At 70.4% G+C, this 25,539-nt stretch carries 24 protein-coding genes; 10 read left to right on the top strand and 14 right to left on the bottom strand.

Features of this window, described 5'->3' with window-relative positions:
- Positions 1 to 71: 71 nt before the first annotated feature.
- Both BLT23_RS00120 and BLT23_RS00115 read right to left on the bottom strand, forming a co-directional pair.
- Positions 72 to 1,388 carry an NlpC/P60 family protein gene (locus BLT23_RS00120; protein WP_342713628.1) on the bottom strand — a complete coding sequence of 439 codons (1,317 nt, stop codon included), beginning with the start codon at positions 1,386 to 1,388 and terminating at the stop codon, positions 72 to 74.
- Positions 1,389 to 1,578: 190 nt separating this feature from the next.
- Positions 1,579 to 2,040 carry a cupin domain-containing protein gene (locus BLT23_RS00115; RefSeq protein WP_090044288.1) on the bottom strand — a complete coding sequence of 154 codons (462 nt, stop codon included), beginning with the start codon at positions 2,038 to 2,040 and terminating at the stop codon, positions 1,579 to 1,581.
- Between the two features lie 91 nt (positions 2,041 to 2,131).
- Between BLT23_RS00115 and BLT23_RS00110 the strand changes: the two genes are divergently transcribed.
- Positions 2,132 to 2,701, top strand: a complete 570-nt coding sequence (locus BLT23_RS00110; protein WP_090044287.1) for a TetR/AcrR family transcriptional regulator — start codon at positions 2,132 to 2,134, stop codon at positions 2,699 to 2,701.
- On the opposite strand, the gene BLT23_RS00105 is transcribed toward BLT23_RS00110, so the two are convergent.
- Together BLT23_RS00105 and BLT23_RS00100 are read right to left on the bottom strand one after the other, a co-directional pair.
- Positions 2,694 to 4,208 carry a class I adenylate-forming enzyme family protein gene (locus BLT23_RS00105; protein WP_090044285.1) on the bottom strand — a complete coding sequence of 505 codons (1,515 nt, stop codon included), beginning with the start codon at positions 4,206 to 4,208 and terminating at the stop codon, positions 2,694 to 2,696. The genes BLT23_RS00110 and BLT23_RS00105 overlap by 8 nt on opposite strands.
- A 9-nt stretch (positions 4,209 to 4,217) precedes the next feature.
- Complete coding sequence (locus tag BLT23_RS00100) at positions 4,218 to 5,027, bottom strand: SIR2 family NAD-dependent protein deacylase (RefSeq protein WP_245743365.1); 810 nt, start codon at positions 5,025 to 5,027, stop codon at positions 4,218 to 4,220.
- A 17-nt stretch (positions 5,028 to 5,044) separates the two neighbouring features.
- Between BLT23_RS00100 and BLT23_RS00095 the strand changes: the two genes are divergently transcribed.
- From BLT23_RS00095 to BLT23_RS00085, 3 genes are all read left to right on the top strand, one after another.
- Positions 5,045 to 5,497, top strand: a complete 453-nt coding sequence (locus BLT23_RS00095) for a hypothetical protein (protein WP_143035766.1) — start codon at positions 5,045 to 5,047, stop codon at positions 5,495 to 5,497.
- Positions 5,494 to 6,990: a proline-rich domain-containing protein gene (locus BLT23_RS40420; RefSeq protein WP_176946524.1), complete on the top strand. Its 1,497-nt coding sequence runs from the start codon at positions 5,494 to 5,496 to the stop codon at positions 6,988 to 6,990. Before BLT23_RS00095 ends, BLT23_RS40420 begins: the two co-directional genes overlap by 4 nt.
- Positions 6,991 to 7,067: 77 nt before the next feature.
- Positions 7,068 to 8,369, top strand: coding sequence for an FAD-dependent monooxygenase (locus BLT23_RS00085; RefSeq protein WP_090044282.1), 1,302 nt, complete (start codon positions 7,068 to 7,070; stop codon positions 8,367 to 8,369).
- Here BLT23_RS00085 and BLT23_RS00080 read toward each other — a convergent pair.
- The 3 genes from BLT23_RS00080 to BLT23_RS00070 are packed head-to-tail and all read right to left on the bottom strand — an operon-like array spanning position 8,289 to position 12,801.
- Entirely contained in the window at positions 8,289 to 11,462 is a 3,174-nt protein-coding gene (locus BLT23_RS00080) for a BTAD domain-containing putative transcriptional regulator (RefSeq protein ID WP_090044281.1), read from the bottom strand. The genes BLT23_RS00085 and BLT23_RS00080 overlap by 81 nt on opposite strands.
- The gene (locus tag BLT23_RS00075; RefSeq protein WP_143035764.1) at positions 11,462 to 12,094 is read right to left on the bottom strand and encodes a hypothetical protein; all 633 of its coding nucleotides are present in this window, start codon (positions 12,092 to 12,094) and stop codon (positions 11,462 to 11,464) included. Before BLT23_RS00075 ends, BLT23_RS00080 begins: the two co-directional genes overlap by 1 nt.
- A complete protein-coding gene (locus BLT23_RS00070) occupies positions 12,091 to 12,801 on the bottom strand; it encodes an ATP-binding cassette domain-containing protein (RefSeq protein ID WP_245743364.1) in 711 nt (236 codons plus the stop codon). Before BLT23_RS00070 ends, BLT23_RS00075 begins: the two co-directional genes overlap by 4 nt.
- Positions 12,802 to 12,820: 19 nt before the next feature.
- Here BLT23_RS00070 and BLT23_RS40415 point away from each other — a divergent pair, with 19 nt between their 5' ends.
- From BLT23_RS40415 to BLT23_RS00040, 6 genes are all read left to right on the top strand, one after another.
- On the top strand, positions 12,821 to 12,958 hold the full coding sequence (locus BLT23_RS40415) for a hypothetical protein (protein WP_176946521.1): 138 nt from the start codon (positions 12,821 to 12,823) through the stop codon (positions 12,956 to 12,958).
- Positions 12,959 to 13,199: 241 nt separating this feature from the next.
- The gene (locus tag BLT23_RS00060) at positions 13,200 to 13,904 is read left to right on the top strand and encodes a MarR family transcriptional regulator (protein WP_143035763.1); all 705 of its coding nucleotides are present in this window, start codon (positions 13,200 to 13,202) and stop codon (positions 13,902 to 13,904) included.
- A 152-nt stretch (positions 13,905 to 14,056) separates the two neighbouring features.
- Positions 14,057 to 14,491, top strand: coding sequence for a hypothetical protein (locus tag BLT23_RS00055; RefSeq protein ID WP_245743363.1), 435 nt, complete (start codon positions 14,057 to 14,059; stop codon positions 14,489 to 14,491).
- A 210-nt stretch (positions 14,492 to 14,701) separates the two neighbouring features.
- Positions 14,702 to 17,542, top strand: a complete 2,841-nt coding sequence (gene acnA / locus BLT23_RS00050; protein WP_245743362.1) for an aconitate hydratase AcnA — start codon at positions 14,702 to 14,704, stop codon at positions 17,540 to 17,542.
- Positions 17,543 to 17,769: 227 nt separating this feature from the next.
- Positions 17,770 to 19,425, top strand: coding sequence for a VWA domain-containing protein (locus tag BLT23_RS00045; RefSeq protein WP_090044272.1), 1,656 nt, complete (start codon positions 17,770 to 17,772; stop codon positions 19,423 to 19,425).
- 130 nt (positions 19,426 to 19,555) lie between these two features.
- A complete protein-coding gene (locus BLT23_RS00040) occupies positions 19,556 to 19,981 on the top strand; it encodes a DUF1761 domain-containing protein (RefSeq protein ID WP_090044271.1) in 426 nt (141 codons plus the stop codon).
- Between the two features lie 159 nt (positions 19,982 to 20,140).
- Here the strand turns inward: BLT23_RS00040 and BLT23_RS00035 are convergent, their stop codons facing one another.
- The 7 genes from BLT23_RS00035 to BLT23_RS00005 are packed head-to-tail and all read right to left on the bottom strand — an operon-like array spanning position 20,141 to position 25,141.
- Positions 20,141 to 20,572, bottom strand: a complete 432-nt coding sequence (locus tag BLT23_RS00035; protein ID WP_090044269.1) for a PH domain-containing protein — start codon at positions 20,570 to 20,572, stop codon at positions 20,141 to 20,143.
- Positions 20,569 to 21,066, bottom strand: coding sequence for a 6,7-dimethyl-8-ribityllumazine synthase (ribH, locus tag BLT23_RS00030; RefSeq protein WP_090044267.1), 498 nt, complete (start codon positions 21,064 to 21,066; stop codon positions 20,569 to 20,571). Before ribH ends, BLT23_RS00035 begins: the two co-directional genes overlap by 4 nt.
- Entirely contained in the window at positions 21,063 to 22,325 is a 1,263-nt protein-coding gene (locus BLT23_RS00025; protein ID WP_090044265.1) for a bifunctional 3,4-dihydroxy-2-butanone-4-phosphate synthase/GTP cyclohydrolase II, read from the bottom strand. The genes ribH and BLT23_RS00025 overlap by 4 nt, the downstream gene beginning before the upstream one ends.
- The gene (locus tag BLT23_RS00020; RefSeq protein ID WP_090044264.1) at positions 22,322 to 22,942 is read right to left on the bottom strand and encodes a riboflavin synthase; all 621 of its coding nucleotides are present in this window, start codon (positions 22,940 to 22,942) and stop codon (positions 22,322 to 22,324) included. The genes BLT23_RS00025 and BLT23_RS00020 overlap by 4 nt, the downstream gene beginning before the upstream one ends.
- Before the next feature lie 8 nt (positions 22,943 to 22,950).
- Positions 22,951 to 23,934: a bifunctional diaminohydroxyphosphoribosylaminopyrimidine deaminase/5-amino-6-(5-phosphoribosylamino)uracil reductase RibD gene (gene ribD / locus BLT23_RS00015; RefSeq protein WP_090045610.1), complete on the bottom strand. Its 984-nt coding sequence runs from the start codon at positions 23,932 to 23,934 to the stop codon at positions 22,951 to 22,953.
- 14 nt (positions 23,935 to 23,948) lie between these two features.
- Entirely contained in the window at positions 23,949 to 24,614 is a 666-nt protein-coding gene (rpe, locus tag BLT23_RS00010; protein ID WP_090045608.1) for a ribulose-phosphate 3-epimerase, read from the bottom strand.
- Between the two features lie 26 nt (positions 24,615 to 24,640).
- Complete coding sequence (locus BLT23_RS00005) at positions 24,641 to 25,141, bottom strand: flavoprotein (RefSeq protein WP_090044262.1); 501 nt, start codon at positions 25,139 to 25,141, stop codon at positions 24,641 to 24,643.
- Positions 25,142 to 25,539: the final 398 nt, after the last annotated feature.

The raw sequence follows: 25,539 nt of genomic DNA, 5'->3' as shown, positions 1-25,539 counted from the left end.
GCGAGCGGCTGACCGTGACGACCGACGTCACCTCCGGGTCGAGCAGGCACTCGCGCGCCGCGCCTGGTGAGTCAGAGCAGCCGGGTCACGTACGGCATGATGCCGCCGTACCGCACCGGGGAGATCCGCACGACCGCACCGGAGTGCGGCGCCTCCACCATCATCCCGCCGCCCAGGTACAGGGCCACGTGCGTGCCGCCGCCGGGGCCCCAGAAGATCATGTCGCCGGGTGCCATCTGCGCCAGCGGCACCTTGCGGCCCGCGTTGTACTGGTAGCCGCTGTAGTGCGGCAGGTAGATGCCGACACCGGCGAAGGCGTACATCATCAGTCCGGAGCAGTCGAACCCGATCTTGCGGTAGTCGCCGTAGGAGTCGGCCACGCCGCCGTCGCGCACGCCGTACGTCGGGCCGTAGTAGTTGCCGCCGCCCCACGCGTAGATGACGCCGCGTTGGGACAACGCGCGGTTGATGACCGTCTGCACGCGGTTGCCCGAGGGTGCGGGCGCGGCGGCCACGGGAACGCGTTGCGCCGGAGCCTGTGGTGGAGCCTGGACCGCCGCCGCTGCGGCAGCCGCGGCACGGCGTGCGTTCTCCGCCTCTTCCGCCTGCTTCGCCGCGAGCCACTGGTCGTACTGCCGTCGTTGCGCCTCCAGGCCGCTGGCCTGGCCCTGCGCGGCGACGAGTTCGCGTTCGACGGCCTCCTTGTCGGCCTGCAGCTCGCTGGTCGCGGCGGCCTGGGCCGTGTGCGCCTGCTCGGCCACCTGCTGGGCCTGGTCGGCGGTCTTCTTCGCCTCGTCGGCGGCGGCCTGCTTGTCCTCCGCCTTCTTCAGCGCGGCGCGGGCGGCGGCGTCGAGGTTGGCGGCGGTGCCCTGGTCGCGGGTCACCTGCTCGAGGCGGTTCAGGCTCGACGCCGACACCGCCTCCAGCAGCTGGGCGCGGGCGAGCAGGTCCTCCGGCGACTTCGCGCCGAGGAACGCGGAGAACGAGCCGACGGTGCTGCCCTGCGCGTAGGAGGCCGCCGCGAACTCGTCGAGCTCGCGGCGGCTCCTCTCGACGGTCTCGGCCGCCGCGTCGGCCTGCACGCGGGCGGCGGACGCCTCGCGCCGGGCGGTCTCGGCCTCGGAGATCGCGGTCTCCAGGTCGACCCGGGCCTTGTTGGCCAGCTCGCGCTTGTAGGAGACGTCGTCGAGCAGCTCCTGCAGACGGGACTCGGCCTGCGTGAGGCGTCCGGTCAGCTCACCGACACGGGCAGCCTTCGCGTCCGCCTCCGCCCGGGACGCGGAGATCTCCGTGTCGCTCGGGTTCGGAGGAGGCGGCGGCGCGGCGTGGGCGGCCCCTGTGAGGACCACGGTCAGCAACGCCACCGCGGCGGGGAGTCGCGTCAACACTGAGCATCACCTCCGACCGAATTAGACCAATCAGACGCACCTGGCGCATTGTGAACTAACGCACCGTCAACCACACGTGTCACAGTGGAACACGGTCGGTGGTCCTCTTAGGACGATCGGAGTCGCGCGTGTCGCCGGATGGATGAACGCCGGCCGAACCGGCGTCGCGCCCACACGGACGCTCGGTGGGCTAGGAAGCGAACTCCGAGGACGGCTCCGTCGCGTAGTTCTTCCAGATGGGCGTCATGGTCTCGCGCGTCATCGGCTGACCGGACTCGACCATCGCCTTCAGATCGCGGAAGTACTGCACGTAGAGGTCCGGCGTGAACGTGGTCAGCATCACCGCGCGCTCATTCCCAGGGTTTGCGAAAGTGTGCGGCGCTCCGGGTGGCACGAGCACCCACGTGCCGGCCTCGGCGTCGTACTCGTCCTGCCCCACCGTGAACCGCACGGTCCCCGTCAGCACGTAGAAGCCCTCGTCGTGCTGCGCGTGGCGGTGCTGCGGCGGGCCGGGGGTGTGCGGCGGGATCACGACCTCGGCGATGCCGAGGCGGTGCTCGGTGTTGCCGCCGTCCTCGAGGATCCGGATCGACGACGGACCGTTGGTGATCAGCTCACCCTCACCGGACCTGATGATCGACACAGCGACCATGGCGAAGCCTCCTTGCGCTCGAAGTGATTTCAGCTTGTGCAATCACCGTAGCACCAGTGACTGCACAGTGTGCAATCGCTAGGCTTCGGCCATGCCGCGCTGGAAACCCGATGCCGTCGACCGACTGCAGGACGCCGCCCTGGAGCTCTTCGCCGAGCAGGGGTTCGAGCGCACGACCGTCGCGGAGATCGCGAAGCGGGCCGAGCTCACCCAGCGGTCGTTCTTCAACCACTTCGCGGACAAGCGCGAGGTGCTGTTCGGGATGAGCGCGAAGCTCCAGGAGGAGGTCGTCCGCGAGGTCGAGGAGGCCGACGACGCCGGTCCGCCGCTGGACACCGTCGTGCGCGCGTTCGGCGTGGTCGCCGACAAGCTGCTGGAGCAGCGCCGTGACGTGGTCGCGCGCCGCTACGCGGTCATCGCCGCCAACCCGGAGCTGCTGGAGCGCGAGCTGGGCAAGAACGCCGCGCTCACCGACGCGATCGCGGACGCGCTGCGGCGGCGGGGCTGCGAGCCCGGGGCGGCGTTCCTCGCCGCCGGTGCCGCCATGCTCGCGCAGCAGGCGGCGTTCCGGACGTGGACGCGGCCGGGCGAGACCCGCACCCTGCGGGACCTCCTCCCGGCCGCGGCGGAGGACCTGCGCACGACCGTCGGCGCTAGTTGACCCCGCGGCCCCTGCCGGTCCAGTACGGCTGGCGGAGCTTGAACTTCTGGATCTTGCCGGTCGCCGTGCGCGGGATCGCGTCGCGGAACTCGATCGACGTCGGCGCCTTGTAGCCGGCGAGCCGCTCCTTGCAGTGCTTGATCAGCTCGGCCTCCGTCACCTCGGCGGAGCGCACGACCAGCGCCTTGATCGTCTCGCCCCACTTCTCGTCCGGCACGCCGATCACCGCGACCTCGGCGACCGCGGGGTGCGAGAACAGGCAGTCCTCGACCTCGATGGACGAGACGTTCTCGCCGCCGGTGATGATCACGTCCTTCTTGCGGTCGGAGATCGTCAGGTAGCCCTGCTCGTCGAAGTGGCCGCCGTCGCCGGTGTGGAACCAGCCGTCCTCCAGCGCGGCGGCGGTGGCCTCCGGGTTCTCCCAGTAGCCCTCCATCACCACGTTCGACCTGGCCAGCACCTCGCCGGTCTCGGAGATCCGCAGCTTGGCCCCCAGCGCGGGCGCGCCCGCCCGAGCCTGCAGGCGTGCCTTCTCCTCACCGGTGGGACCCGGCTGCGCCCGGTTGAAGGTGAGCAGCGGCGCCGTCTCGGTCAGGCCGTAGATCTGCTGGAACTCCCACCCGAGCTCCTCGGTGACGCGCTGGATCGTGCGCGAGGGCGGCGGAGCGCCCGCGCAGATGATCCGCACGGTGTCCCGGCCGGGGATCTCGCCGTCCCAGTCCTGGGCGGCGTCCAGCACCGCGTTCCACACGGCGGGAGCGCCGCACATGAGCGTGACGCCGTGGTCGCGCACGCGGCGGAGAATCTCGGCGCCGTCGACCTTGCGCAGCACGATCTGCGGCACGCCCAGACCGGAGAGCCCGTACGGCATTCCCCAGCCGTTGCAGTGGAACATCGGCAGCACGTGCATGTACACGTCGCCTTCCCAGGCGCGGGCGTGCATGGCGAACGTGACCGCGTTGATCCAGATGTTGCGGTGCGTCATCTGCACGCCCTTGGGCCGCGCGGTGGTGCCCGACGTGTAGTTGACGGTCGCGGTCGCGTCCTCCGACGGCTCACTCCACGGCCGTGGCTCCACGTCGAACCGGAGCAGCGACTCCGACTCCTCGCCGAGCGTGAAGCGGTGCTTCGCCGTCACGTCGTCCAGCGACAGCTCGGGGTCGACGAACAACGCCGACGCACCGCAGTGCTCGACGATGTACTTCACCTCGTCGGGGCGCAGCCGGAAGTTGACCGGCACGCAGATCCGGCCGCTGCCCGGCACGGCGTGCAGCAGCTCGAGCAGCCGCGCCGAGTTGTGGCTGACGACGGCGACGCGCTCGCCCTCGCCGATGCCCAGGGCGTCGAGCCCCGCCTGCCACGCGCGCACCCGCCTGGCGAGGCTCGCGTAGGTCGTCGTCCCGACCGGTCCGGCCGGCTGGTCCGGCTCGTCGATGACCGCCGTCGCCGTCGAGAACGCGAACGACGCCCGGTCCAGGAAGTCCGTGGTGATAAGCGGTACGCGCATGTGACGACACTACGACCAGGTGCTCGGATCGCCCCACGACGAGAACCGTCCTCCCCCGGATGGGGGAACGGAGCTGAGGTCGGGCAGCACCTCGCCCACCGGTTCGTGCAGCACGACGGCGGCCAGCGAGTCGTACGGCGTCGGCTCGGCGTTGCAGATGATCACCTGCGCGCCCGCGCGGACGGCCAGCGGCACGAGTCCCGCCGCGGGCTGCACGGACAGCGACGTCCCCGCCACGAGCAGCACGTCGCAGTCGAGCACGGCGATGCGGGCGCGGCGCAGCACCTCGCCGTCGAGCTCCTGCCCGAACGAGACGGTGGCGGACTTGAGGATGCCCCCGCACCGCAGGCACGGCGGCTCGGGATCGCCGTCCGCGACGCGCTTCAACGCCTCGCGCATCGGGCCCGTCGCACCGCAGTCCAGGCACACCGTCGCGTGCAGGGTGCCGTGCAGCTCCAGCACGCGGTGCGGGTCGGAACCGGCCCGCTGGTGCAGCCCGTCGATGTTCTGCGTGAGGACGGTGCGCAGCCGCCCGGACCGTTCGAGCTCCACGAGCGCCTTGTGCGCGGCGTTCGGCTTGGCCGTCCACACCGGACTGCCGAGCCGGGTGCGCCACGCGAGCCTGCGCACCTCCGGGTCGGCGAGGTACGCCTCCAGCGAGGCGTCCCGCCCGGCGTCGGCGTCGCGCGCCCACAGCCCGCCGGGGCCGCGGAAGTCGGGGATGCCGGAGTCGGTGGAGACCCCCGCGCCCGTCAGCACGGTGATCCGGTGGGCTGAGGCGACCAGCTCTCGTGCCGCCGTGCACGCCTGGGAGACCACCAGGTCACACTAGTCCGGTGCGCAGCGCAGTGGGAGCCGCCGTCGCGGCAGTGGGCTTGGTCACGTCGATCGCCGGGACTTTCCTGCCCTGGCTGAAGTCCGGATCGACCACGAGGGACAGTTACGAGGTGCTTTCGCTCCGTAGTCTCGCCGGGATGGACGGGGTGGCGGGCACCGCGGTGACGGGGGTCTGGGTAGGTCTCACGCCGCTCGCCATGATCACGGTCGCGCTCTTCGTGTTCCGATTTAGTCGGTTTGCCGCGTGCACCGCCCTTCTCTTTGGCACGATCAGTGGAACCGTGGCGCTGCTAGCCACAGTCCAAGGAGATAGCAAGGGTTCATTGGTCGGAATCAGCACCGCTGGTCCGGTCACGACACTTGCCGGTGCCGTACTGACGATCGTGGGGGCGATCACGGTGCTCACCTCTTTCAGGCGCAGCGCAGTGAGGACTCCAGGAGGGAACCCGTGAGCTACCCAGGTGGCGGCGGCAGCCAGTGGCAGCCGCAGAACAACCCGTACGGGCAGCAGCCCCAGCAAGGCGGCTACCCGCAGCAGCCAGGTGGCCACCCGCAGCAGGGCGGCTACCCGCAGACCGGGCCCCAGGGGTTCCCGCAGCAGGGCGTCCCGCAGACCGGGCCGCAGGGATTCCCCCAGCAGGGTTTCCCGCAGCAGGGATTTCCCCAGCAGGGCTTCGAGCAGCAGCCCTACGGCTACGCGCCGATGGGCGGCGAGCCGCCGAAGAAGAAGCGCACCGGCCTGGTCGTCACGGCCGTCGTCGCGGTGCTGCTGCTCATCGGCGGTGGCGTCACGTTCTTCGCGCTGCAGAAGTCCGACCCCGCGGCCAACGCGGGCCAGGACACCCCCGAGGTCGCGGCGAAGAACCTGATCGAGCAGCTCGGCAGTGGTGACGTGGTCGGCATCATGGCTTCGCTGGCGCCCGCGGAGGCGGCGCTGTCGAAGGACTACATGGAGTCGATGACGAACGAGATGAAGCGTCTCGAGATCCTCAAGCCCGAGGCGGACCCGAACAAGGTCACGGGCGTCGAGTTCAAGAGCGAGGGCATCAAGTTCGACGAGGCCAAGGCCGAGAAGATCAACGACCACCTCACCATCAACAAGCTGGTCGAGGGCAAGATCACGATCACGTCGGACGCGTCGAAGATCCCGCTCACCGACAAGCTCGTGGACGCGATCGGCGACGACCTGAACCTGACGTCGTCGAAGTCGGAGACCCTCGACATCACCGCCGAGGTGCAGAAGCGCGGCACCCCGATCGGCATCGCGTCGATCAAGGTGGGCGACAAGTGGTACCCCAGCGCCTTCTACACGATCGCCAACGCGGTCCTGGAGGAGGAGAAGCTCAAGTGGCCGCAGTCCGGTTTCGCACCGGAGGGCGCGAGCTCGCCGGAGGACGCCGCGAAGAGCCTGGTCAACGCCGCGCTCGACGCCGACCTGAAGAAGGTCATCGCGCTGCTGCCGCCGGACGAGGCCGGTGTGCTGCAGGACCTCGGCCCGCTGCTGCTCGAGCAGGCAGGCCGGATGGACAAGACCGGCGCCAAGCTGGACGCGCTGGAGACCGACGTCAAGGACGTCGCGGGCGGCAAGCAGGTCACGGTCAAGAAGGTGTCGGTGACCGCCGAGGGCGAGACCCTCACGATCAGCCGTGACGGCGACTGCTACTCGGTCGAGGTGCCCCGCCAGGGCACGCAGAAGCTGTGCGCCGACGAGATCACCGAGCTGGTGCAGCAGCAGGGCGGCAAGAACATGCCCGCCGAGGCCGCCGAGATCATCGGCCGCGTGGCCGGGTCGGTCATGAAGACCGGCGTCGGCGTCGTCGCGACCGAGGTCGACGGCAAGTGGTACGTGAGCCCGATCCGCTCGTACTACGAGCTGGCGCTGACGCTGTTCCGCGGCTTCGAGCCCAAGGACGTCGACGCGCTGATCGAGCTGATCAAGAAGTAGGACCGCACCTCGGGGCCCTGTCATCCGCGACAGCGTGATGACAGGGCCCTGACAGTTCCCGGGGCGAGCCTTCGGTCATGGACACTCAGGTTCTGATCATCGGCGCCGGCCCGACCGGCCTCACCCTCGCGCTCGACCTGCACCGCCGCGGCGTCCCGTTCCGGATCGTCGACGCCGCGCCCGCGCCGTTCACCGGGTCGCGGGGCAAGGGCCTGCAGCCGCGCAGCTTGGAGGTCTTCCACGACCTGGGCGTGGCCGACTCCGTTGTGGAAGCCGGCACGTTCGACATGATGCTCCGCGCCTACAAGGGCCGTGAGGTCTTGCGCGAGTGGAACCCGCACGAAGGCCGCGTGCCCACCGAAGACCGCCCCTACGCGCACACGTTGATGATCCCGCAGTCCAGCATCGAGCGGATTCTGCGCGACGCGCTCCCGCGCGGGGTCGAGTACGCGATGCCGCTGACCTCGTTCACCCAGGACGACTCCGGTGTCACCGCCGTGGTCGGCGGGCAGACCGTGCGGGCCAAGTACCTGGTCGGCTGCGACGGCGGGAAGTCGTTCGTCCGCAAGCACCTCGGCGTCTCGTTCCTCGGCGAGACCCACGACGACGTCCAGATGCTCGTCGGCGACGTCCGGCTCTCCGGGCTCGACCGCGACCACTGGCACATGTTCGGCCGCGACCGCCAGGACTTCGTCGCGCTGTGCCCGCTGCCCGGCACCGACCTCTTCCAGTTCCAGGCGTCCGGTGGCGGCGAGCCGTCGCCGGAGCTGTACCAGCGGATCATCCGCGAGCGCACCGGGCTCGACGACGTCGTCCTGCACGAGGTGACGTGGATGTCCCTGTACCGGCTGAACATCCGCATGATCGACAGGTTCCGCGTGGGCGGCGTGTTCCTCGCGGGCGACGCCGCGCACGTGCACTCCCCGGCGGGCGCGCAGGGCATGAACACGGGCATCCAGGACGCCTACAACCTCGGCTGGAAGCTCGGCATGGAGACGCTGCTCGACACCTACGAGACCGAGCGCAAACCGGTGGCGGAGTGGCTGCTCGGCATCTCCACGAAGATCATGTCGTCGAGCGATCCGTTCGCGCGGCGCGACGAGGAGACGATGCAGCTGCTGCTGTCGTACCGCACCACGGAAGGCGAGGGCCTGCAGGCCGGTGACCGCATGCCCGACGGACGCACCGACGCGGGCCGGATCTTCGACCTCCTGCGCGGCCCCGACTTCGTGACGCTCGACCTGCCGGACGGCCCGATCCTGGTCCGCCCGGACGGCTACGTCGCCGCCATCGGCCGGTCAGCGATCGACGCCTACTTCGGCGCGAACCCGGTCACGCAGCTCCACCACCGCCGGGTTGCTGCTCGCCGCGCCGCGTAGCCGTTCCGCCTCGTCCAGGGCCTCCCCCGCGCCACGGGGGTCGCCCTGGGCGAGCAGCCAGTCCGCGTAGTGCTCCAGCACCATCGCGCGGGCGGGCCCGTCGCTGTTGCCCTCGACTGCGGCGAACGCCCTGGCGTGCTCCTCCCCCGCCTCGGCGAGCCGGCCGAGCCGCGTCAGCGCCAGCCCGAGTCCGGCGTGGACGGACGCCTGGAACTGGCTGACGGGCAGCTCCGCCGTCACACCGAGCGCCGCGCGGTAGTGCTCGACGGCCTTCTCGTAGTCCCCGCTGAAGTACGCGACCTCGCCACGCCCCTGGACCACCCGTCCCGCGTCGAGATCGCGGAGCACCCCCTCCGACCGGTCCAGGTCCTCACGGGCCCCCGCGAAGTCACCGAGCCGGGTCTTGATGCGCGCCGTCTGCACCAGCACCGACATCGGCACCAGCACCTGGTCGGGGTCACCGAGCTCCTCCGCGACCAGCCTGGCCTCGGACACCGCCTCGAACGCCTCCGCGAACGCACCCCGGTTGACCAAGACCATCACCAGGCACGACAACCCGAACACCACGGCCCACCGGTCCCCGACCCCGCGGAACACCTCCACCGCCCGCCGGTACTCCGCCTCGGCCACGAGCGCCGCACCCTCGCTGAACTCCCCCGCGACCAGCCCCCGCACCAACGCCGCGAACCCCAGCGCCCACTCGTCGGACGACAGCTCCAGCTCCCGGGCAAGCCTCTCGAACCGCGCCCCGAGCTCCTCCTCACCCCACGCCCTGCCGTTGGTCAACAGCAACGCGCACAACACCATCGGAACGTCCCCGTCCCACAACCGCTCCGCGGCGACCAACGCCTCCGGCGTCCCCCGCGCGACAACAACCTCCGACAGCGGATCGTCCGGCGTGAGCGCCGCCCACCGCCGAATCTCCTCGAACCGCTTGGTCATCACCAGCCAATGCCACGTCCGCGCAGCCATCAACCGCCGCGCGATCCCCGCGTCATGCCGCACCGCCCACGCCTGCGCCGCGTCGAGGTTCCCGCGCTCCACGTCGAAAAACCTGAGCGCCTCCACCTGCCGCGGCCCCCGCAACAACGGCTCGTACCGCTCCGCCAGCGCCGTGTAGCAGGCGGCGTGCTTCGCGGGATCGGCCTCACCCTGCTCGGCCGCGTACTCGCGCACGGTCTCCAGCAGCCGGTAGCGCTCACCCGTGCGCACCACGAGGGACTTCTCGACGAGCGCGCCCAGCAGGTCCTCGGTGTCCCAGAGATCCTGATCTTGTCGGACCCCCTGAGTACGTTGAAACGCAGGGGTTCCCGATTCGGGGGTACCCCTGCGCGAGCCTGCCCTGGTGGGTTGCGGGGCGGTGGACGGCTGCGGAGCGGGGTGGGAGGTGCGATGCTCGGCCTCGGGGGGTGAGAGGGCTGGGCGCCGCTCCTCGGCGGAGTGGTGAGGTGCTGGCGCACCAGGCACCTGCGCACCGGACAGCTCCGTCCCGGCCACTTCCGAGCCGGGCAACTCCGTCTCCGGCAGCACTGTTCCCGGCAGCACTGTTCCGGACGCCGCCTCGGACACCGCCAAGCCCACCACCGCCGAGTCGTGTCCAATCCCGCCGCGATGAGCCGAGGGCGAGCCCTGCGACGCGTCGAACAGTTGCGGCGGCAGGCCGCCGGAACCCACCTCGCCGCCGAACCGAACCTCCCCACCAGGCACCGCGGGCCCGCCAGAACCGTCCCGGCACACCTCGTGCACAGCCGAAGCCGTCGCCCCACCCACGAACACCGCCAGCCGCGCCAGCAACAGCCGTTCGGCGTCGTCCAGCAGCTCCCAGCTCCAGTCGATGACCGCGCGCAAGGTCCGGTGCCGCGCCGGACCGGTCCGCGCTCCCCTGTCCAGCAGGCGAAGCCGGCTGTCCACACGCGACTCCAGCTGCGGGAGCGACAGCGACCGGGCCCGTGCCGCCGCGAGCTCCAGCGCCAGCGGGATCCCGTCCAGGGCGGCGCAGACGCGCCGGACCGCCCCGGTGTCCAGAGCGGCGCCGACCCTGGCCGTGAACAGCCGCACGGCGTGGTCGAGGTCCAGCGGCGCCACCGGGTGCACGACCTCGCCGGGGATGCCGAGCGGTTCGCGTGAGGTCGCCAGCACTCGTGCGTCCGGGGCCTCGGCCAGGAGCCGGACGCACAGGGCCGCGGCGGCGTCCACGACGTGCTCGCAGTTGTCCAGCACGACGAGGGACGCCCCGAGGCGCGCGAACACCGGCATGGCCAGCGGGTTCGGGCCCAGGGCCGCGTCCAGGGCGGCCAGGGGTTCCGCCGACGAGTCGAGCTCGACGAGCCACGCCTGCGGGCAGGTGGCGGCGTGCGTCAGCGCCAGGCGGGTCTTGCCCACGCCGCCGAAGCCGGTGAGCGTCACCAACCTGTTGTCCCGCAACAGCGTCGCCAGGGCGGCCAGGTCGTCGTCACGTCCGACGAACGAGCCCACCGCGGTCGGCAGGTTGCCTCGCGGGCCGCGTTCGCGCAGCACCGTGAGGTGGGCAGCCGCCAGCGCCTCGCCGGGGTCCACCCCCAGCGAGTCGGCCAGGTCCGACCGGACGCGCTCGAACAGCGCCAACGCGTCCGACCGCCTCCCGGCGGCGTGCAGCGCCAGCATCAGCCGCGCCTGGACGTCCTCGCGCAGCGGGTGGGCGGCGGCGAGCGCCTCCAGGCCGGCCAGGTCGTCGCGGAGCAGCGCAAGGCGCACGGCCTCGTCCACGGCGAACGGTGCCTCCTCGAAGGCCGCACCGCGCCACAACGCCGCGTCACGTGTGCGCGTGAACTCCTCGACGTCCGTCAACGCCTCCAGCCGGTAGCCGGACGCGTGCGACGACACCGAGGCGGCACCCAGCGTCCGCCGCAGCCGCGACACGAGCGACTGCAGCGCGGCGACGCCGTCCACCGGTGGCTCGTCCGGCCACAGGTCCGCGACGAGCCGGTCGGCGGCCACCACGCGGCCCGGCTCCATCGCGAGCCGGATCAGCAACCACCGCAACCGTTTGCCGCGCACCTCGACGGGAGCGCCGTCCACCACGACCTGGAGCGGTCCGAGCACGTTGACCCGCATCACGTCCGCCGCACACCCACGGCGACGGCGGCCGACACCAACGCGACCCCGAACACTCCGGCCCACAGCACGGAGAGCGATATTCGGTTGTGCCCCAACGCGTCCAGCACCCAGCCGAGCGGGGTCGCCCGCCCCAGCGGGTACGTCAGCACCACGACGGCGAACACCGCGAGCACGGTGCGTCCGATCGAGTCGAACACCGGACGCGAGAACATCAGGCCAACACCAGAACCAAGCAGCGCACAGACAGTATGCGCCCCGAGTCCGACAAAAAACTCACCCGCCGTGTACGGGTGGGGGTTCGTCACGACCGGCCACACCGCCGCCAGCAGCGCCAGCACGAGCGACGCCGACACCGCCACCAGCGCCGCGGCGGTCAGCACACGGGGCCAACCTCCTGCGGACACCACGGTGATCTCTCGCCGCACGGCGTCCTCGGACGTCGCCACCACGACGGCCAGCCACGCCGTCACCGGGTACAACAGCGCGGCCGAACCCGAGTACGCCTCCAACGGCTGCCCGGCGTCGGAAGAGAAGAGCATCCCCATCACGCCGAGAAACACCAGCAACGGCGCGAGAAACCGCTGCCCGCGGAACACGTCGGCGGCGAGGTACCGCATCAAGGCGATCACCGCACGCTCCGCACCGAGCACCCGAGCCGCAACGCCTCGGCCAGCACGTAGTCGCTGCGGTCCGGCGCCACCACCACCCGCACCGAACTGCCGCGCGACGACACCGAACGCACGCCCTCCAACGCCTCCAACGCGTCCAGCCCCACCACTCGGCTCAGTTCGATCGTCACGTGCCCGCCGGAGAGGTCCACGCGCGTCGCCGAGTCCAGATGTCCCTCGTGGTCGGACACCAGCGCCGTCCGCCCCTCCAGCAACGACACCAGCTCGGCCGCCGCGGCGGGGTCGAGACCGGTCCACGGCTCGTCGAGCACCAGCAGGTCCGACGCGAGGAACGCCTGCGCCAGCGCGACCTTCTGCGCGTTGCCCTTGGACAGCTCGGACATCGGCGCCGTCAACGAGCCGACGAACCCCAGCCGCTCCAGCACGTCGACGCCCTCGGCGCGCCGGACCCGGCCCAGGTGCGCGAGGTACGACGAAGCGGACATCCGCACGTCCGACGGGAACCGCTCGGGCACGTAACCGACGGACGCGGGCCGCACCACACGTCCGGTCGTCGGCTTCAGGACTCCCGCGGCGATCTTGAGCAGCGTGGACTTGCCGGTGCCGTTCGCGCCGGTCAGCACGGTCAGGCCGGAGACTTCCAAAGTGAGGTCGCGCAGCACCCAGGGACCACGCCCGTAGCGCTTCGAAACCTGATCGAGGAGCACCACGCCAAGATAGCCACCTATGACGCAGCTCCCGCTCGCTTTGGGATGCATCTGGTTCGGCATGGTCCTGGCGATCTCGATGGAGGCGCCGCTCAAGTTCCGCGCACCCGGCGTCACGCTGCCGCTCGGTCGCGTGTGCATGTGGCCTACCTCGTGAATGCACGAAGCTGCCAATCGCCTTCGGAATCGTTCTCATGATCGCCTGAGAAACTCTGCGTCACGACCCATCCATTCACGATTAATACAGCCGTGTCGCGTTTCACACGATCGAGTGAAGGGTGGCGACAAACCGTCACCCGCGCCACAAAGATGAGTGCACTTCATCCCCGTCGGACGGAATGCGGGTGACACCCCTGAGAAGCGGTACGCAATTCTCCTTCGACGTGCTCGCGGGAGCGTTGACCGGACGCGAAGCGGCGAACGCCAGCGGCACTTTCCACTTCTCCGGGAATCCGGGCGGCGAAATCCACCTCCGCGACGGCGGCGTCGTCTGCGCACAGAGCGCGGGTTCCCCCGGACCGGACGCGCTGCTGTTGCGCACCGGACGGATCAGCGAGTCCGAATGGGCCGCGGCGCTCGCCACGGGCACGCGCGGCGGCATCGGCGCGACCGAGCTGCACGTGGTCGCGATGATGGCCGCGCACGACGCCGCGTTCACGATCGCGGCGGGCGACGTCGACGACTGCGCGTTCATCCCGGAGGCACCCGGCGTCGCCTTCGCCATGAGCGTCCCAATCGACCCGGTCCAGCTGCTGCGGGAGACGTCACGGCGCATCACGTCGCTGCTCGCGATGGAGCACCCGCTCCGCCCCCACCGCGACCGGTTGACCTCGACCCGGGGCTCCCGGCTGCGGGTTCTCAGCCCTCTGCGCGCCGAGATCCTCTCGCACGCCACGGGTGGCCCCACCGCGCGGGACATCGCCTTCGCGTCGGGACGCGGCGTCTACCCGGTGACGGTCGAGGCGTCCCGGATGGCGGCAGACGGCCTGCTGACCGTCGTTACCGACACCTCGCCACCGTCGCCCGAACTCGGCGTCGATATTCCTCTGCCCCGGTCATTGCGAAGCCGGCCACGACTCGATCCGGACGAGGAGAAACCGTAAACGCCGCCGAACTCCACGGCCTGCGTGAACGAGCAATGAATCCGGGAACGAACCAGCGAGTTCGCGAACAAGACCCGAATTCGACGCGACCAAGAACCACGACCCACCGCCGAAAAACTCCATTCCGACCGCCGCACGAGAAGAAGTGTGAAATGACGATGCACAAGATGTCCGACATACCCATGTCCGACCAGATGGCCTCATTGGTCAGGCACCTGCGACAAGAGGTGCCGGGCTGCCTCGCCACCGGGGTCGTCGACATGGCGACCGGGATGCTGCTGTCGTTCGAGACGACCGACAGCCACCCGTCCGAGGTCCTCGACCTGCTGGCCGGTGCGACCCTCGACCTCTTCCAGGGCCGCACCGTGACCATGATCGAGGACATCTTCAAGGAGCGGCGCGGCATCTCGAGCTCCGAGCACTACTTCCAGGAGGTGCTGGTCAACAGCAGCAACCTGACGCACCTGTTCATCCGCAGCAACCACGACGAGGACGTCGTCGCCGTCGTCGTGTGCCCGAAGTCGGTCAACATCGGGATGCTCTTCGCCTCGGCCCGCCGGGTGGTCAGGGAACACGGCGGCGCGTAGCCACGCCGCCCCGCACGGGTGGCCCGGCACCTCCCCCGCCCCCGCCGGGCCACCCCCGCGGATGATCACCGTGACTTAGGGCAACCTGGGTTGAAGGCGATTACAGGACAAGCGTACTGTTTGGGGTCGAGGGGCAGTGGTCGACCTGGTGAGGAAGACTCTCCCCGTACCCCGAACTGACCACTGCGCTGTCACCAGATGGAGTTGCTCGTGACTCAGCCAGCCAAGCCCGCGCCTGCCGGCGCTGGAGGCACTAGCCTGGACAGCTTCGGCGCCCGCGGCACGCTCAACGTCGGCGACGCCTCGTACGAGGTGTTCCGGCTGAGCGCCGTGGAGGGCGCGGAGCGTCTCCCGTTCAGCCTGAAGATCCTGCTGGAGAACCTGCTGCGGACCGAGGACGGCGCGAACATCACCGCCGACCACGTGCGCGCGCTCGCCGGCTGGGACCCGGCCGCCGAGCCCAGCACCGAGATCCAGTTCACGCCGGCCCGCGTCGTGATGCAGGACTTCACCGGTGTGCCCTGCGTCGTCGACCTGGCGACCATGCGCGAGGCCGTCACCCAGCTCGGCGGCGACGCCGAGAAGGTGAACCCGCTCGCGCCCGCCGAGCTCGTGATCGACCACTCGGTCATCGCCGACATCTTCGGCCGCCCGGACGCGTTCGAGCTGAACGTCGACCTGGAGTACGAGCGCAACAGGGAGCGCTACCAGTTCCTGCGCTGGGGCCAGACCGCGTTCGACGAGTTCAAGGTCGTCCCGCCCGGCACCGGCATCGTCCACCAGGTCAACATCGAGCACCTGGCCCGCGTCGTCATGGTCCGCAACGGCCAGGCGTACCCGGACACCCTCGTCGGCACCGACTCGCACACCACGATGGTCAACGGCATCGGCGTGCTGGGCTGGGGCGTCGGCGGCATCGAGGCCGAGGCCGCGATGCTCGGCCAGCCGGTCTCCATGCTGATCCCGCGCGTCGTGGGCTTCAAGCTCTCCGGTGAGCTGCCCCCCGGCGCCACCGCGACCGACCTCGTGCTCACGATCACCGAGATGCTGCGCAAGCAGGGCGTCGTCGGCAAGTTCGTCGAGTTCTACGGCGAGGGCGTCGGCGCCGTGCCGCTCGCGAACCGCGCCACCATCGGCAACATGTCGCCGGAGTTCGGCTCCACGGTCGGCATCTTCCCGATCGACGGCGAGACCATCGACTACCTGCGCCTGACCGGCCGCTCCGAGGAGCAGATCGCGCTCGTCGAGGCGTACGCGAAGGAACAGGGCCTCTGGCACGACCCGTCCCGCGAGGCCGTCTACTCCGAGACGCTGGAGCTGGACCTCGCGACGGTCGTCCCGTCGATCGCCGGCCCGAAGCGCCCGCAGGACCGCATCGAGCTGACGAACGCCAAGGCGTCGTTCCGCACCGCGCTGAAGGACTACGTCGCGCACGTCGAGGACGAGAAGTCCGACGTCGACGAGGCCATCGACGAGACGTTCCCCGCCTCCGACCCGATCGCCGTGCACGAGGGCGAGAACGGCAAGGGCACCCCGCGCCTGCAGACCGCGGCCGAGGGCGCGGGCGGCCGTCCGTCCAACCCGGTCAAGGTGACGGTCGACGGCAACGAGTTCGAGCTGGACCACGGCGCCGTCGCGATCGCCGCGATCACGTCGTGCACCAACACCTCGAACCCGTCGGTCATGCTCGGCGCGGCCCTGCTCGCCAAGAAGGCCGTCGAGCGCGGCCTCGAGCGCAAGCCGTGGGTCAAGACGACCCTGGCGCCCGGCTCGAAGGTCGTCATGGACTACTACGAGCGCGCCGGCCTCATGCCGTACCTGGAGAAGCTCGGCTTCCACCTGGTCGGCTACGGCTGCACCACGTGCATCGGCAACTCGGGCCCGCTGCAGGAGGAGATCTCCGCGGGCGTGCAGGAAGGCGACCTCGCGGTCGTCTCGGTGCTGTCCGGCAACCGCAACTTCGAGGGCCGGATCAACCCGGACATCAAGATGAACTACCTCGCGTCGCCGCCGCTCGTCGTGGCGTACGCGCTGGCCGGTTCGATGGACAAGGACATCACCACCGAGCCGCTCGGCACCGACTCCGAGGGCAAGCCGGTCTACCTGAGCGAGATCTGGCCGTCGCCGCAGGAGATCGCCGAGGTCATCTCGGCCTCGATCTCCCCGGAGGGCTTCACCAAGGGCTACACGGACGTCTTCGCGGGCGACCAGCGCTGGCAGTCCCTGCCCACCCCGACCGGTAACACGTTCGAGTGGGACTCCGAGTCCACCTACGTGCGCAAGCCCCCGTACTTCGAGGGCATGGAGATGGAGCCGAAGCCGGTCACCGAGATCTCGGGTGCCCGCGTCCTCGCGCTGCTGGGCGACTCGGTCACGACCGACCACATCTCCCCCGCCGGTTCGATCAAGGCCGACTCGCCCGCGGGCAAGTACCTGACCGAGCACGGCGTCGAGCGCAAGGACTTCAACTCCTACGGCTCGCGCCGCGGCAACCACGAGGTGATGATCCGCGGCACGTTCGCGAACATCCGCCTGCGCAACCTGCTCCTCGACGACGTGCAGGGTGGCTTCACCCGCAACTTCCTCGAGGCCGACGCCCCGCAGACCACGATCTACGACGCGTCGGTGGCCTACGCAGAGGCGGGCGTCCCGCTGGTCGTCCTCGCGGGCAAGGAGTACGGCTCCGGCTCGTCGCGCGACTGGGCGGCCAAGGGCACCTCGCTGCTCGGCGTCCGCGCCGTCATCGCCGAGTCGTTCGAGCGCATCCACCGCTCGAACCTGATCGGCATGGGCGTGCTGCCGCTGCAGTTCCCGCAGGGCGAGAACGCGGCGTCGCTGGGCCTCGACGGCACCGAGACGTTCGACTTCACCGGCATCACGGAGCTGAACAACGGCACGACGCCGTCGACGGTGCACGTGGTGGCCGCGAAGGCGGACGGTTCGAAGGTCGAGTTCGACGCGGTCGTCCGCATCGACACGCCCGGTGAGGCCGACTACTACCGCAACGGCGGCATCATGCAGTACGTGCTGCGCAAGATGGTCCGCAGCTAGTCCGCTGATCATCCGAAGGCCCGTCCGGAAACATTCCGGGCGGGCCTTTCGTCACGATCGGATAAATCCGGCTAACACTTTTCGCTACTGCACACGAGTGAACGTGTGCGCCATTCTTCGCAATGGGACTTAGCCTTTTCTGACCCATCCCGAATGGGCCACAGGGAGGTATTCAAGTGGAAGCGAGAAGACTCAGACGAAGAGCCTGCGTCACTGTCACAGCGCTGGTGGCGGCCTTGGCCGTGCCGTGGTCGGGCCAGGCGAACGCGGCCGAGGACGGCACCGTGGCCGGCGACAAGACGCTGGGAGCCACGGACATCCAGTGCGGCGGCACCGTCCCCGTCACGGTCACGCTGAACGCGGAAACGGGCATTGCGGGCAACCCGGCGGACATCGAGCTGGTGCTCGACCGCTCCGGCAGCATGCAGGGTGCGCCGATCGCCGATCTGAAAACCGCGGCGAAATCTTTCGTCGACATCATCGACCAGGCGACGGACGGATCTCTCGACGGCGTGATCGCGAACGGCTCGCGCGTGGGCGTGACCAGTTTCGCGGCGTCCGCCTCCGCCGACGTCGGCCTCACCGGCGACGCCGCCGCCGTGAAGTCCGCCATCGACTCGCTGTCGGCCGACGGCAACACCAACCACTCCGCGGCCATCACGACGGCCCAGGGCCAGCTCGCCGGCTCGGTGCCGGGCAACGCCAAGAAGATGGTCATCATGACCGACGGCGAGACGACGACCGGAGGCGACGCCAGCGGCGCCGCGGCCGCCGCCAGAGGCGCCGGAACCGAGATCTTCGCGATCGGCCTGCGCGTGACCGCCTTCGAGAACGAGATCAAGGACTGGACGACCGATCCCGACGACGAGCACTACTTCTTCGCACCCAACTCCAGCCAGCTGCAGCAGATCTTCGGGACCATCGGAGCCGCGATCGTCGTCCCCGCCGCCACCGGCGTCCAGGTCGTCGACACCGTCGGACCGCAGTTCTCCGTGAGCGGCGCAGCCGTGTCCAAAGGCAACGTCACGCAGAGCGGCAACCAGCTCACCTGGACGATCGACGAGCTGCGCACGGAGAGCGTCACGCTGACGTTCACCGCCACCCACCTGCCTGCCGCCGGTGGTGGCGCGCTCGCCGTGAACCCCGGCGTGGCGTACAGCGACGCCGAGGCTCACACCGTCACGTTCCCCAACCCGAGCGTGAACGTGCACGGGTGTGCGGCCCGGATCGACGTCGAGCCCGAGCACGCGGTGAACGAGCTCGGCACGCCCGGCCAGACCCACACCGTCACCGCGAAGGTCACCGACGACTTCGGCGACCCGGTGTCCGGCGTCGACGTCTCCTTCGCCGTGCCGTCCGGCCCCAACACGGGCGCGGCGGGCAGCGGGACGACAGCGGCCGACGGCCTGACCGGCTTCACCTATCCCGGGACCCAGGGCCTCGCCGGACTGGGCACGGACACGATCAGCGGCTGCTTCACCCACGCCGACGGCACCCCGAGGTGCGATGACGTCACGAAGGACTGGGTCGACACGACCCCACCGGTCGTGACCTGCACGCCGACGAACAACCCCAGCGGGGGCAACGTGCCACCGGCGTCCAACGAGGACGGGTTCTACCTGCTGAGCGCGACCGACGCCGTGGACCCGAACCCGCAGGTCTACGTCCGCGACACGAACAGCGCCGCGGTGTTCGGCGGCTTCCCCGGCGGCACCAAGATCAAGCTGGTGCAGGCGCCGGGAGCGACGCCGTCGCAGAAGGCGGGCGCCGGGAACGTCGACTGGAAGATCACGCTCAAGGGCGACGCCTTGGTGAGCGCGAAGGACGCTTCCGGCAACGAGTCGCAGCCCGTGCGCTGCGCCGTCCCGCCACCGCCGAAGTGACCTGACGACGTGGACCGCTCACCCCGGTGAGCGGTCCATTCGCCACCGTGATGTCGAAACCCGAACCACCGGTAACAGCCGCCCGGCCGCCCGCGATGCCAAGTCACCCTGATCACCGCGGGAGACCCTGATGAGTTTGACCGTCCTCGGCGACCTGAACTGGTTCGCCGTTGTCGTGGCGACGATCGCCTACTTCGCGCTGGGAGTGGTCTGGTACGCGGAGTACGCCTTCGGCCGTGCCTGGCAACGAGCGTCCGGATGGGACCTCAGCCCGCCGGAGAAGGTCGGCGTGACCACGGTCCTGGTCCCGCTGGGCACGTGCTTCGTCCTCACGCTCGTCACGGCCATGCTCGGCGCCGCCTCGGGCACCGACAACATCATGGAGGGCATCCTGCTCGGTCTCGTCATCGGCGTCGGGATCGCGTTGCCGGTCCGGTTCGTGACGGGTGCCCACGACATGACGAAGCCCGCTCCGATGACCTTCGCGGCCATCGGGGCGGGCTATCACGTCGTCGGGCTTTCGCTCGCGGGAGCGATCCTCGGCCTTTGGCGCTAGTGGTGCGTCACGCAACGTCGGCGGCGTAATCCACGCTCAGCAGGACGCCTCGCGGCACCGCCCCCACGCCCCCGTACAACCAGTACGAAGACGTGGGGGCGGCACCACGATCCGCCCGTCTGACCGCGAATTCCACCGGCAACGTCGCGAGCCACACCACTAGCCGCGCGCCGCCTTGTGCAGTTCGCGCAACGCGCGCACGGACGACACGGCGTACTCGCGGTCCACGGCCTGCACGGCCATGATCGAGATGTACTCGTCGTCCGGCAGCTCCAGCCGGGCCCACGCGGCGCCGTCGGGGAAGCTCACCGACAGCACGTCGTTCCAGTCGTAGTGGTACGACGTCACGACGTTGCGCACGTCGATGCCCGAGGCGTCGGCCGTGGCGCGCGGACGCGTCAGCAGCAGCGCACCGCCCGCCAGCAGGAAGCCCAGCACGATCATGGCGATCTGGTCCGACGTCCGGAAGATCACGCCGGTCGGAGTGTCCCCGAGCAGCAGCCCCACCACCGTGAACACCGCGACCAGGCCCACCGCGCACGCCCACGCGACGCGGCGGATCTTCTTGGGCCGGAGCACCACTTTCGTCATTCGAAACCTCGCTCGGTCCACGGCTGACGCAGGCCGCGCAGCACCAGGGCGGTGTCGATCGCGGCGACCGTCGCCTCGTACCCCTTGTCCTCCACCGAGTCCGGCAGGCCGGCGCGGGCCAGTGCCTGCTCCTCGGTGTTCGTCGTCAGCACGCCGTTGCCGACGGGCGTCGACTCGTCGAGAGCGACGCGGGTGAGCCCGTCCGTGACCGAGTCGCAGACGTACTCGAAGTGCGGGGTGCCACCGCGGATGACCACGCCCAGCGCGACCACGGCGTCGTGGTGGCGGGCCAGCTCCTGCACCACCACGGGCAGCTCGATGGCCCCCGCGACGCGCACGACCGTCGGGTCGTCGCAGCCCGCGTCCCGAGCGGCCTGCAGGGCGCGCTCCACGAGCTGGTCGGTGATCTTGGTGTGCCAGCGCGTCGCCGCGATCGCGACGCTCACGCCCTTGCCGTCGAGCTTCGTCTGCTCAGGACGGCCCTCGCCGCTCATTCCTGGTCCTCCGTAGCGGAAACAACGGCCTCGTACTGCTCCAGCTGAGTCAGTTCGTGGCCCATCCGGTCGCGCTTGGTGCGCAGGTACCGCAGGTTCTCCGGGTTCGGGGAGATCGGCAGCGGCACCCGGTCGAGCACCCGCAGACCGTATCCGGCCTCCAGCCCGACGCGCTTGGCCGGGTTGTTCGTCAGCAGCCGCATGGACTTGATGCCGAGCTCGACGAGGATCTGCGCGCCCGTGCCGTAGTCGCGCGCGTCGGCGGGCAGGCCCTGCACGAGGTTCGCGTCCACGGTGTCGGCACCCTGGTCCTGCAGCTGGTACGCCTGCAGCTTGTGCATCAGGCCGATGCCGCGGCCCTCGTGGCCGCGCATGTACAGCACGACGCCGCGCCCCTGTGCCGCCACGGCCTCCAGCGCCGCGTCCAGCTGCGGGCCGCAGTCGCAGCGCAGCGAGCCGAAGACGTCGCCGGTGAGGCACTCGGAGTGCACGCGGACCAGCACGTCCTCGCCGTCGCCCAGGTCGCCGTACACCAGGGCGACGTGCTCGATGCCATCCAGCAGGCTGTCGTAGCCGACCGCGGTGAACACGCCGTGCGCGGTGGGGATGCGCGCCTCAGCGACCCGTTCGACCTGGGTCTCCTTGCGGCGGCGGTACGCGATGAGGTCGGCGATCGTGATCAGCGCCAGGTCGTGGTCGGCCGCGAACACCTCCAGCTCGTCGCGGCGGGCCATGTCACCCTCGTCCTTCTGCGACACGATCTCGCAGAGCACGCCCGCCGGCGACAGCCCGGCGAGCCGCGCCAGGTCGACGGCGGCCTCGGTGTGGCCGGGACGGCGCAGCACGCCACCCGCCTTCGCCCGCAGCGGCACGACGTGGCCGGGACGGTTGAAGTCCGTCGCCTTCGACGTCGGGTCGGCGAGCAGCCGGATCGTGCGGGCGCGGTCGGCCGCCGAGATGCCCGTGCTCACGCCCTCACGCGCGTCGACGGTGACCGTGTAGGCCGTGCCCCGCGCGTCCTGGTTCGTGTGGAACATCGGCGGCAGGTCGAGGCGCTCGCAGTCGGACTCCGTCAGCGGGACGCAGATGTACCCGGACGTGTAGCGCACCATGAACGCGATCAGCTCCGGCGTCGCCTTCTCGGCGGCGAAGATCAGGTCGCCCTCGTTCTCCCGGTCCTCGTCGTCCACGACGACCACGGGACGACCGGCGGCGATGTCCGCGATCGCCCGCTCGATCTCAGCGAAGTCGGTGCTCACTGGGCCTCCTCGCCCGCGATGGCCCGCAGGTGCGGGACCGCCAGTCGTTCGACGTACTTCGCCAGCACGTCGACCTCCAGGTTCACCAGGGAACCGGGCGTGCGGTGCCCGAGCGTGGTGAGTTCGAGGGTGGTCGGGATCAGGCTCACGGTGAACTGGTCCTCGGAGACGGTCACGACCGTCAGCGAGACGCCGTCGACCGTGATGGAGCCCTTCTCGACCACGTACCGCGCCAGCGCCGGGGGAAGTCCGATGTGGACCACCTCCCAGTGCTCGGCCTTCTCCCGCGCGAGGATCGTGCCCGTGCCGTCGACGTGGCCCTGCACGATGTGGCCACCGAGGCGCTGGCCGACCGCGGCCGCGCGCTCCAGGTTGACCCTGTCCCCCTCGGCGAGCTTCGCGAGGCTGCTGCGCACGAGGGTCTCGCGCATCACGTCCGCGGTGAAGGTGTCGTTCTCGACCTCCACGACGGTGAGGCAGACGCCGTTCACCGCGATGGAGTCGCCGTGCTTCGCGTCGCTGGTCACGATCGGGCCCGCGATGCGGACCCGTGCCGCGTCGGGCAGGTCCTCCGTCGCGACGACGTGGCCGAGTTCCTCGACGATCCCGGTGAACACCGCTCCTCCTAAGTTCGCGGGACAGCGCTGACCCGCAGGTCCGGCCCGCTCATGGTGACGTCTTCGACGGTCAGCCGGACAGCGTCCGTGATGGTTGACACGCCCGCTCCGAGCACCGCCGCGGGACCGTCCCCGAGCAGTGCCGGCGCGATGTAGGCGAGCACGCGGTCAACCCGCCCGGCCCGCAGGAAGGCCCCTGCCAGCGTCGGGCCGCCCTCCAGCAGCACCTCGACCACACCCCGTTCGGCCAGCGCGGCCAGGACCTCGTCCGGGTCGTGCGTGCGCAGGTGCAGCGCCGTGTGCTCGAGCTTGGCCCCGCGCGGCAGGTCACTCATCCCCACGACGACAGGCAACGGCTGGCGGGCCAGCGGCATTCCGCCGGCGTCGCGCGCCGTCAGCGCGGGGTCGTCCGCCTTGACCGTACCGCTGCCCACGATGATGGCGTCGAGCTTCGCGCGCAGTTCGTGGACTTCTCTGCGAGAGGTCTCCGAACTGATCCACTGGCTCGTGCCGTCGCTCGCCGCGACCCGTCCGTCGAGCGACGCCGCGTACTTCCACGTGACGTGAGGACGGCCCGTGCGCGCGTAGTGCAGCCACGCACGGAGGGGTCCCCTGCTGACTTCCTGTTCCAGTACGCCGCTCTCGACCGTGATGCCCGCGTCGGTGAGGACCTTGGCGCCACCCGCCGCCCTGGGGTTCGGGTCGCTCACGGCGTGGACGACGTGCTTGATGCCGGCCTCTTTGAGAGCTTCCGTGCACGGCGGCGTGCGGCCGTAGTGCGCACACGGTTCGAGGGTGACCACGGCCGTGCCGCCCCGTGCTTTCGTGCCGGCCTCGTGGAGCGCCATGACCTCGGCGTGCGCCCCGCCGATCGGACGCGTGGCACCGAAGCCGACCGCTTTGCCGCCTTCGTCCAGGATCACGCATCCGACCGGCGGGTTGGGGCTCGTGGCGCCCCGCACCCGTTCGCTCTCCGCGATGGCGAGCGCCATCGCGTCCTCGGGGGTCACGTGGTCCTGGCTCCCTGGGCCCTGGCCGCCTGCGCGCGGAGGGCCTCGACGGCCTTGGCGGGCTCGGCGGCGTCGTACACGGCCGACCCGGCCACGAAGCAGTCCACCCCGGCCTCGGCGGCCTGCTCGACCGTGTCGGCGTTGATGCCGCCGTCGATCTCCACGACCAGCTTGAGGTGCCCGGTGTCGACGAGGTGACGCGCCTGCCGGACCTTGTCCAGCACCTCGGCCATGAAGCTCTGCCCGCCGAAACCGGGCTCGACGGACATGACGAGCAGCGTGTCGTAGTGCTTCAGCACCTCGACGTACGGCTCCAGCGGCGTGCCCGGCTTGATGCTCAGCCCGGCCTTGGCCCCCGCGGCCCTGAGGTCCTTGGCGATCGCGACCGGGTCGTTCGCGGCCTCGACGTGCACCGTGACGTTGTACGCGCCCGCCTCGGCGTACCCGACGGCCCAGCGGTCCGGGTCCTCGATCATGAGGTGGCAGTCGATCGGGATGTCCGTGACCTTCAGCAGCGACTTCACCACCGGCAGCCCGAGCGTCAGGTTCGGCACGAAGTGGTTGTCCATGACGTCGACGTGGATCCAGTCCGACGTGGGCACCGCCGCGAGCTCGTCGGCGAGCCGCGCGAAGTCGGCGGACAGGATGCTGGGGGCGATCATCGGCGTGTGGACCACAAGGGTGAAGTCTAGGTGTCGAGCAGGTCGAGCAGCCTGCCGGGAGCCACGTCGGTGACCACCACGACACCCGCTCCGGTGAGCGTCGTGACGTGCGTCTCCCACATCGGGTGGCGACGCTGGCCGGCGCTGCCCTGCGCCATGACGATGATCTTGCAGCTCGCCACGCCGACGGCCTCGTTCAACGCCGTCAACGCCTGGTTGTCCCCGATGCCCAGCGCCAGCTTCGCCACCGAGTTGAAGGTGGCCGGCGCGAACACGAACGCGTCCGGCATCGGGTGGGGCTTCGGCTGGCCCGGCAACCGCGGCTCCCACCTGACCGGGAGGTCCGTGAGGGCTTGGAGCTTCTCCAACTCGCCGGCCTCCTCGAACCACGGCACCACCGCCGGAGTCAGCGTGATGGCCAGCCGCCAGCCCCGTGCCACCGCGGGCTCGGCCAGTTCGGTGCGGAACCAGGACTCGACCCCACCACCCGCGGAGGCGACCAGGCCGAGCAATCCACGCGTCGTCACCGCTGCGATGGTAGGGGTCGGATCTTGGCCGACGGCGTGGTGCCCGCTGCCCGACCACCTCAAGGCTGGGGACGTCGTGCCTCGCCCGCCGCTTCTTCAGACTGGTGGCGTCCTGTCGCCGCTTCTGCCCCGCGGCTACGCAATTCCCGTTTTTGCGCCCTGCAACGCCCTCTCGTCTCGGCTGACCGACTCGCTCGGCAGGCCCTTGTCCGTCTCAGCCGGCCCTTGTCACCCCAGCCAAGCGCTGGTCGTCTCGCCAGGCTCCGCCCCTCGACCGAGTCCTCCGACACAGCCCGCGTCCCGCAGCTGCTTCCCACCGGCCCGCGCCCACCAGCCCGTGCTCCCGAGCCCGCATCCCGCTCTCCACGTCCCGAGCCCCGAGCCCCGAGCCCCGAGCC

It is taken from the genome of Lentzea fradiae (assembly GCF_900100955.1).
Lineage (GTDB): Bacteria > Actinomycetota > Actinomycetes > Mycobacteriales > Pseudonocardiaceae > Lentzea > Lentzea fradiae.
This window is presented reverse-complemented; position numbering and strand designations above follow the sequence as displayed.

What these genes read in the sequence shown, in the direction of transcription:
- ribD (WP_090045610.1), bottom strand. Translation starts at nt 23,934, where the DNA reads ATGGCGCTCGCCATCGCGGAGAGCGAACGGGTGCGGGGCGCCACGAGC.
- BLT23_RS00110 (WP_090044287.1), top strand. Translation starts at nt 2,132, where the DNA reads ATGCCGCGCTGGAAACCCGATGCCGTCGACCGACTGCAGGACGCCGCC.
- BLT23_RS40415 (WP_176946521.1), top strand. Translation starts at nt 12,821, where the DNA reads ATGACGCAGCTCCCGCTCGCTTTGGGATGCATCTGGTTCGGCATGGTC.
- BLT23_RS00040 (WP_090044271.1), top strand. Translation starts at nt 19,556, where the DNA reads ATGAGTTTGACCGTCCTCGGCGACCTGAACTGGTTCGCCGTTGTCGTG.
- BLT23_RS00080 (WP_090044281.1), bottom strand. Translation starts at nt 11,462, where the DNA reads ATGCGGGTCAACGTGCTCGGACCGCTCCAGGTCGTGGTGGACGGCGCT.
- BLT23_RS00035 (WP_090044269.1), bottom strand. Translation starts at nt 20,572, where the DNA reads ATGACGAAAGTGGTGCTCCGGCCCAAGAAGATCCGCCGCGTCGCGTGG.
- BLT23_RS00055 (WP_245743363.1), top strand. Translation starts at nt 14,057, where the DNA reads ATGACGATGCACAAGATGTCCGACATACCCATGTCCGACCAGATGGCC.
- ribH (WP_090044267.1), bottom strand. Translation starts at nt 21,066, where the DNA reads ATGAGCGGCGAGGGCCGTCCTGAGCAGACGAAGCTCGACGGCAAGGGC.
- BLT23_RS00115 (WP_090044288.1), bottom strand. Translation starts at nt 2,040, where the DNA reads ATGGTCGCTGTGTCGATCATCAGGTCCGGTGAGGGTGAGCTGATCACC.
- BLT23_RS00105 (WP_090044285.1), bottom strand. Translation starts at nt 4,208, where the DNA reads ATGCGCGTACCGCTTATCACCACGGACTTCCTGGACCGGGCGTCGTTC.
- BLT23_RS00085 (WP_090044282.1), top strand. Translation starts at nt 7,068, where the DNA reads ATGGACACTCAGGTTCTGATCATCGGCGCCGGCCCGACCGGCCTCACC.
- rpe (WP_090045608.1), bottom strand. Translation starts at nt 24,614, where the DNA reads ATGATCGCCCCCAGCATCCTGTCCGCCGACTTCGCGCGGCTCGCCGAC.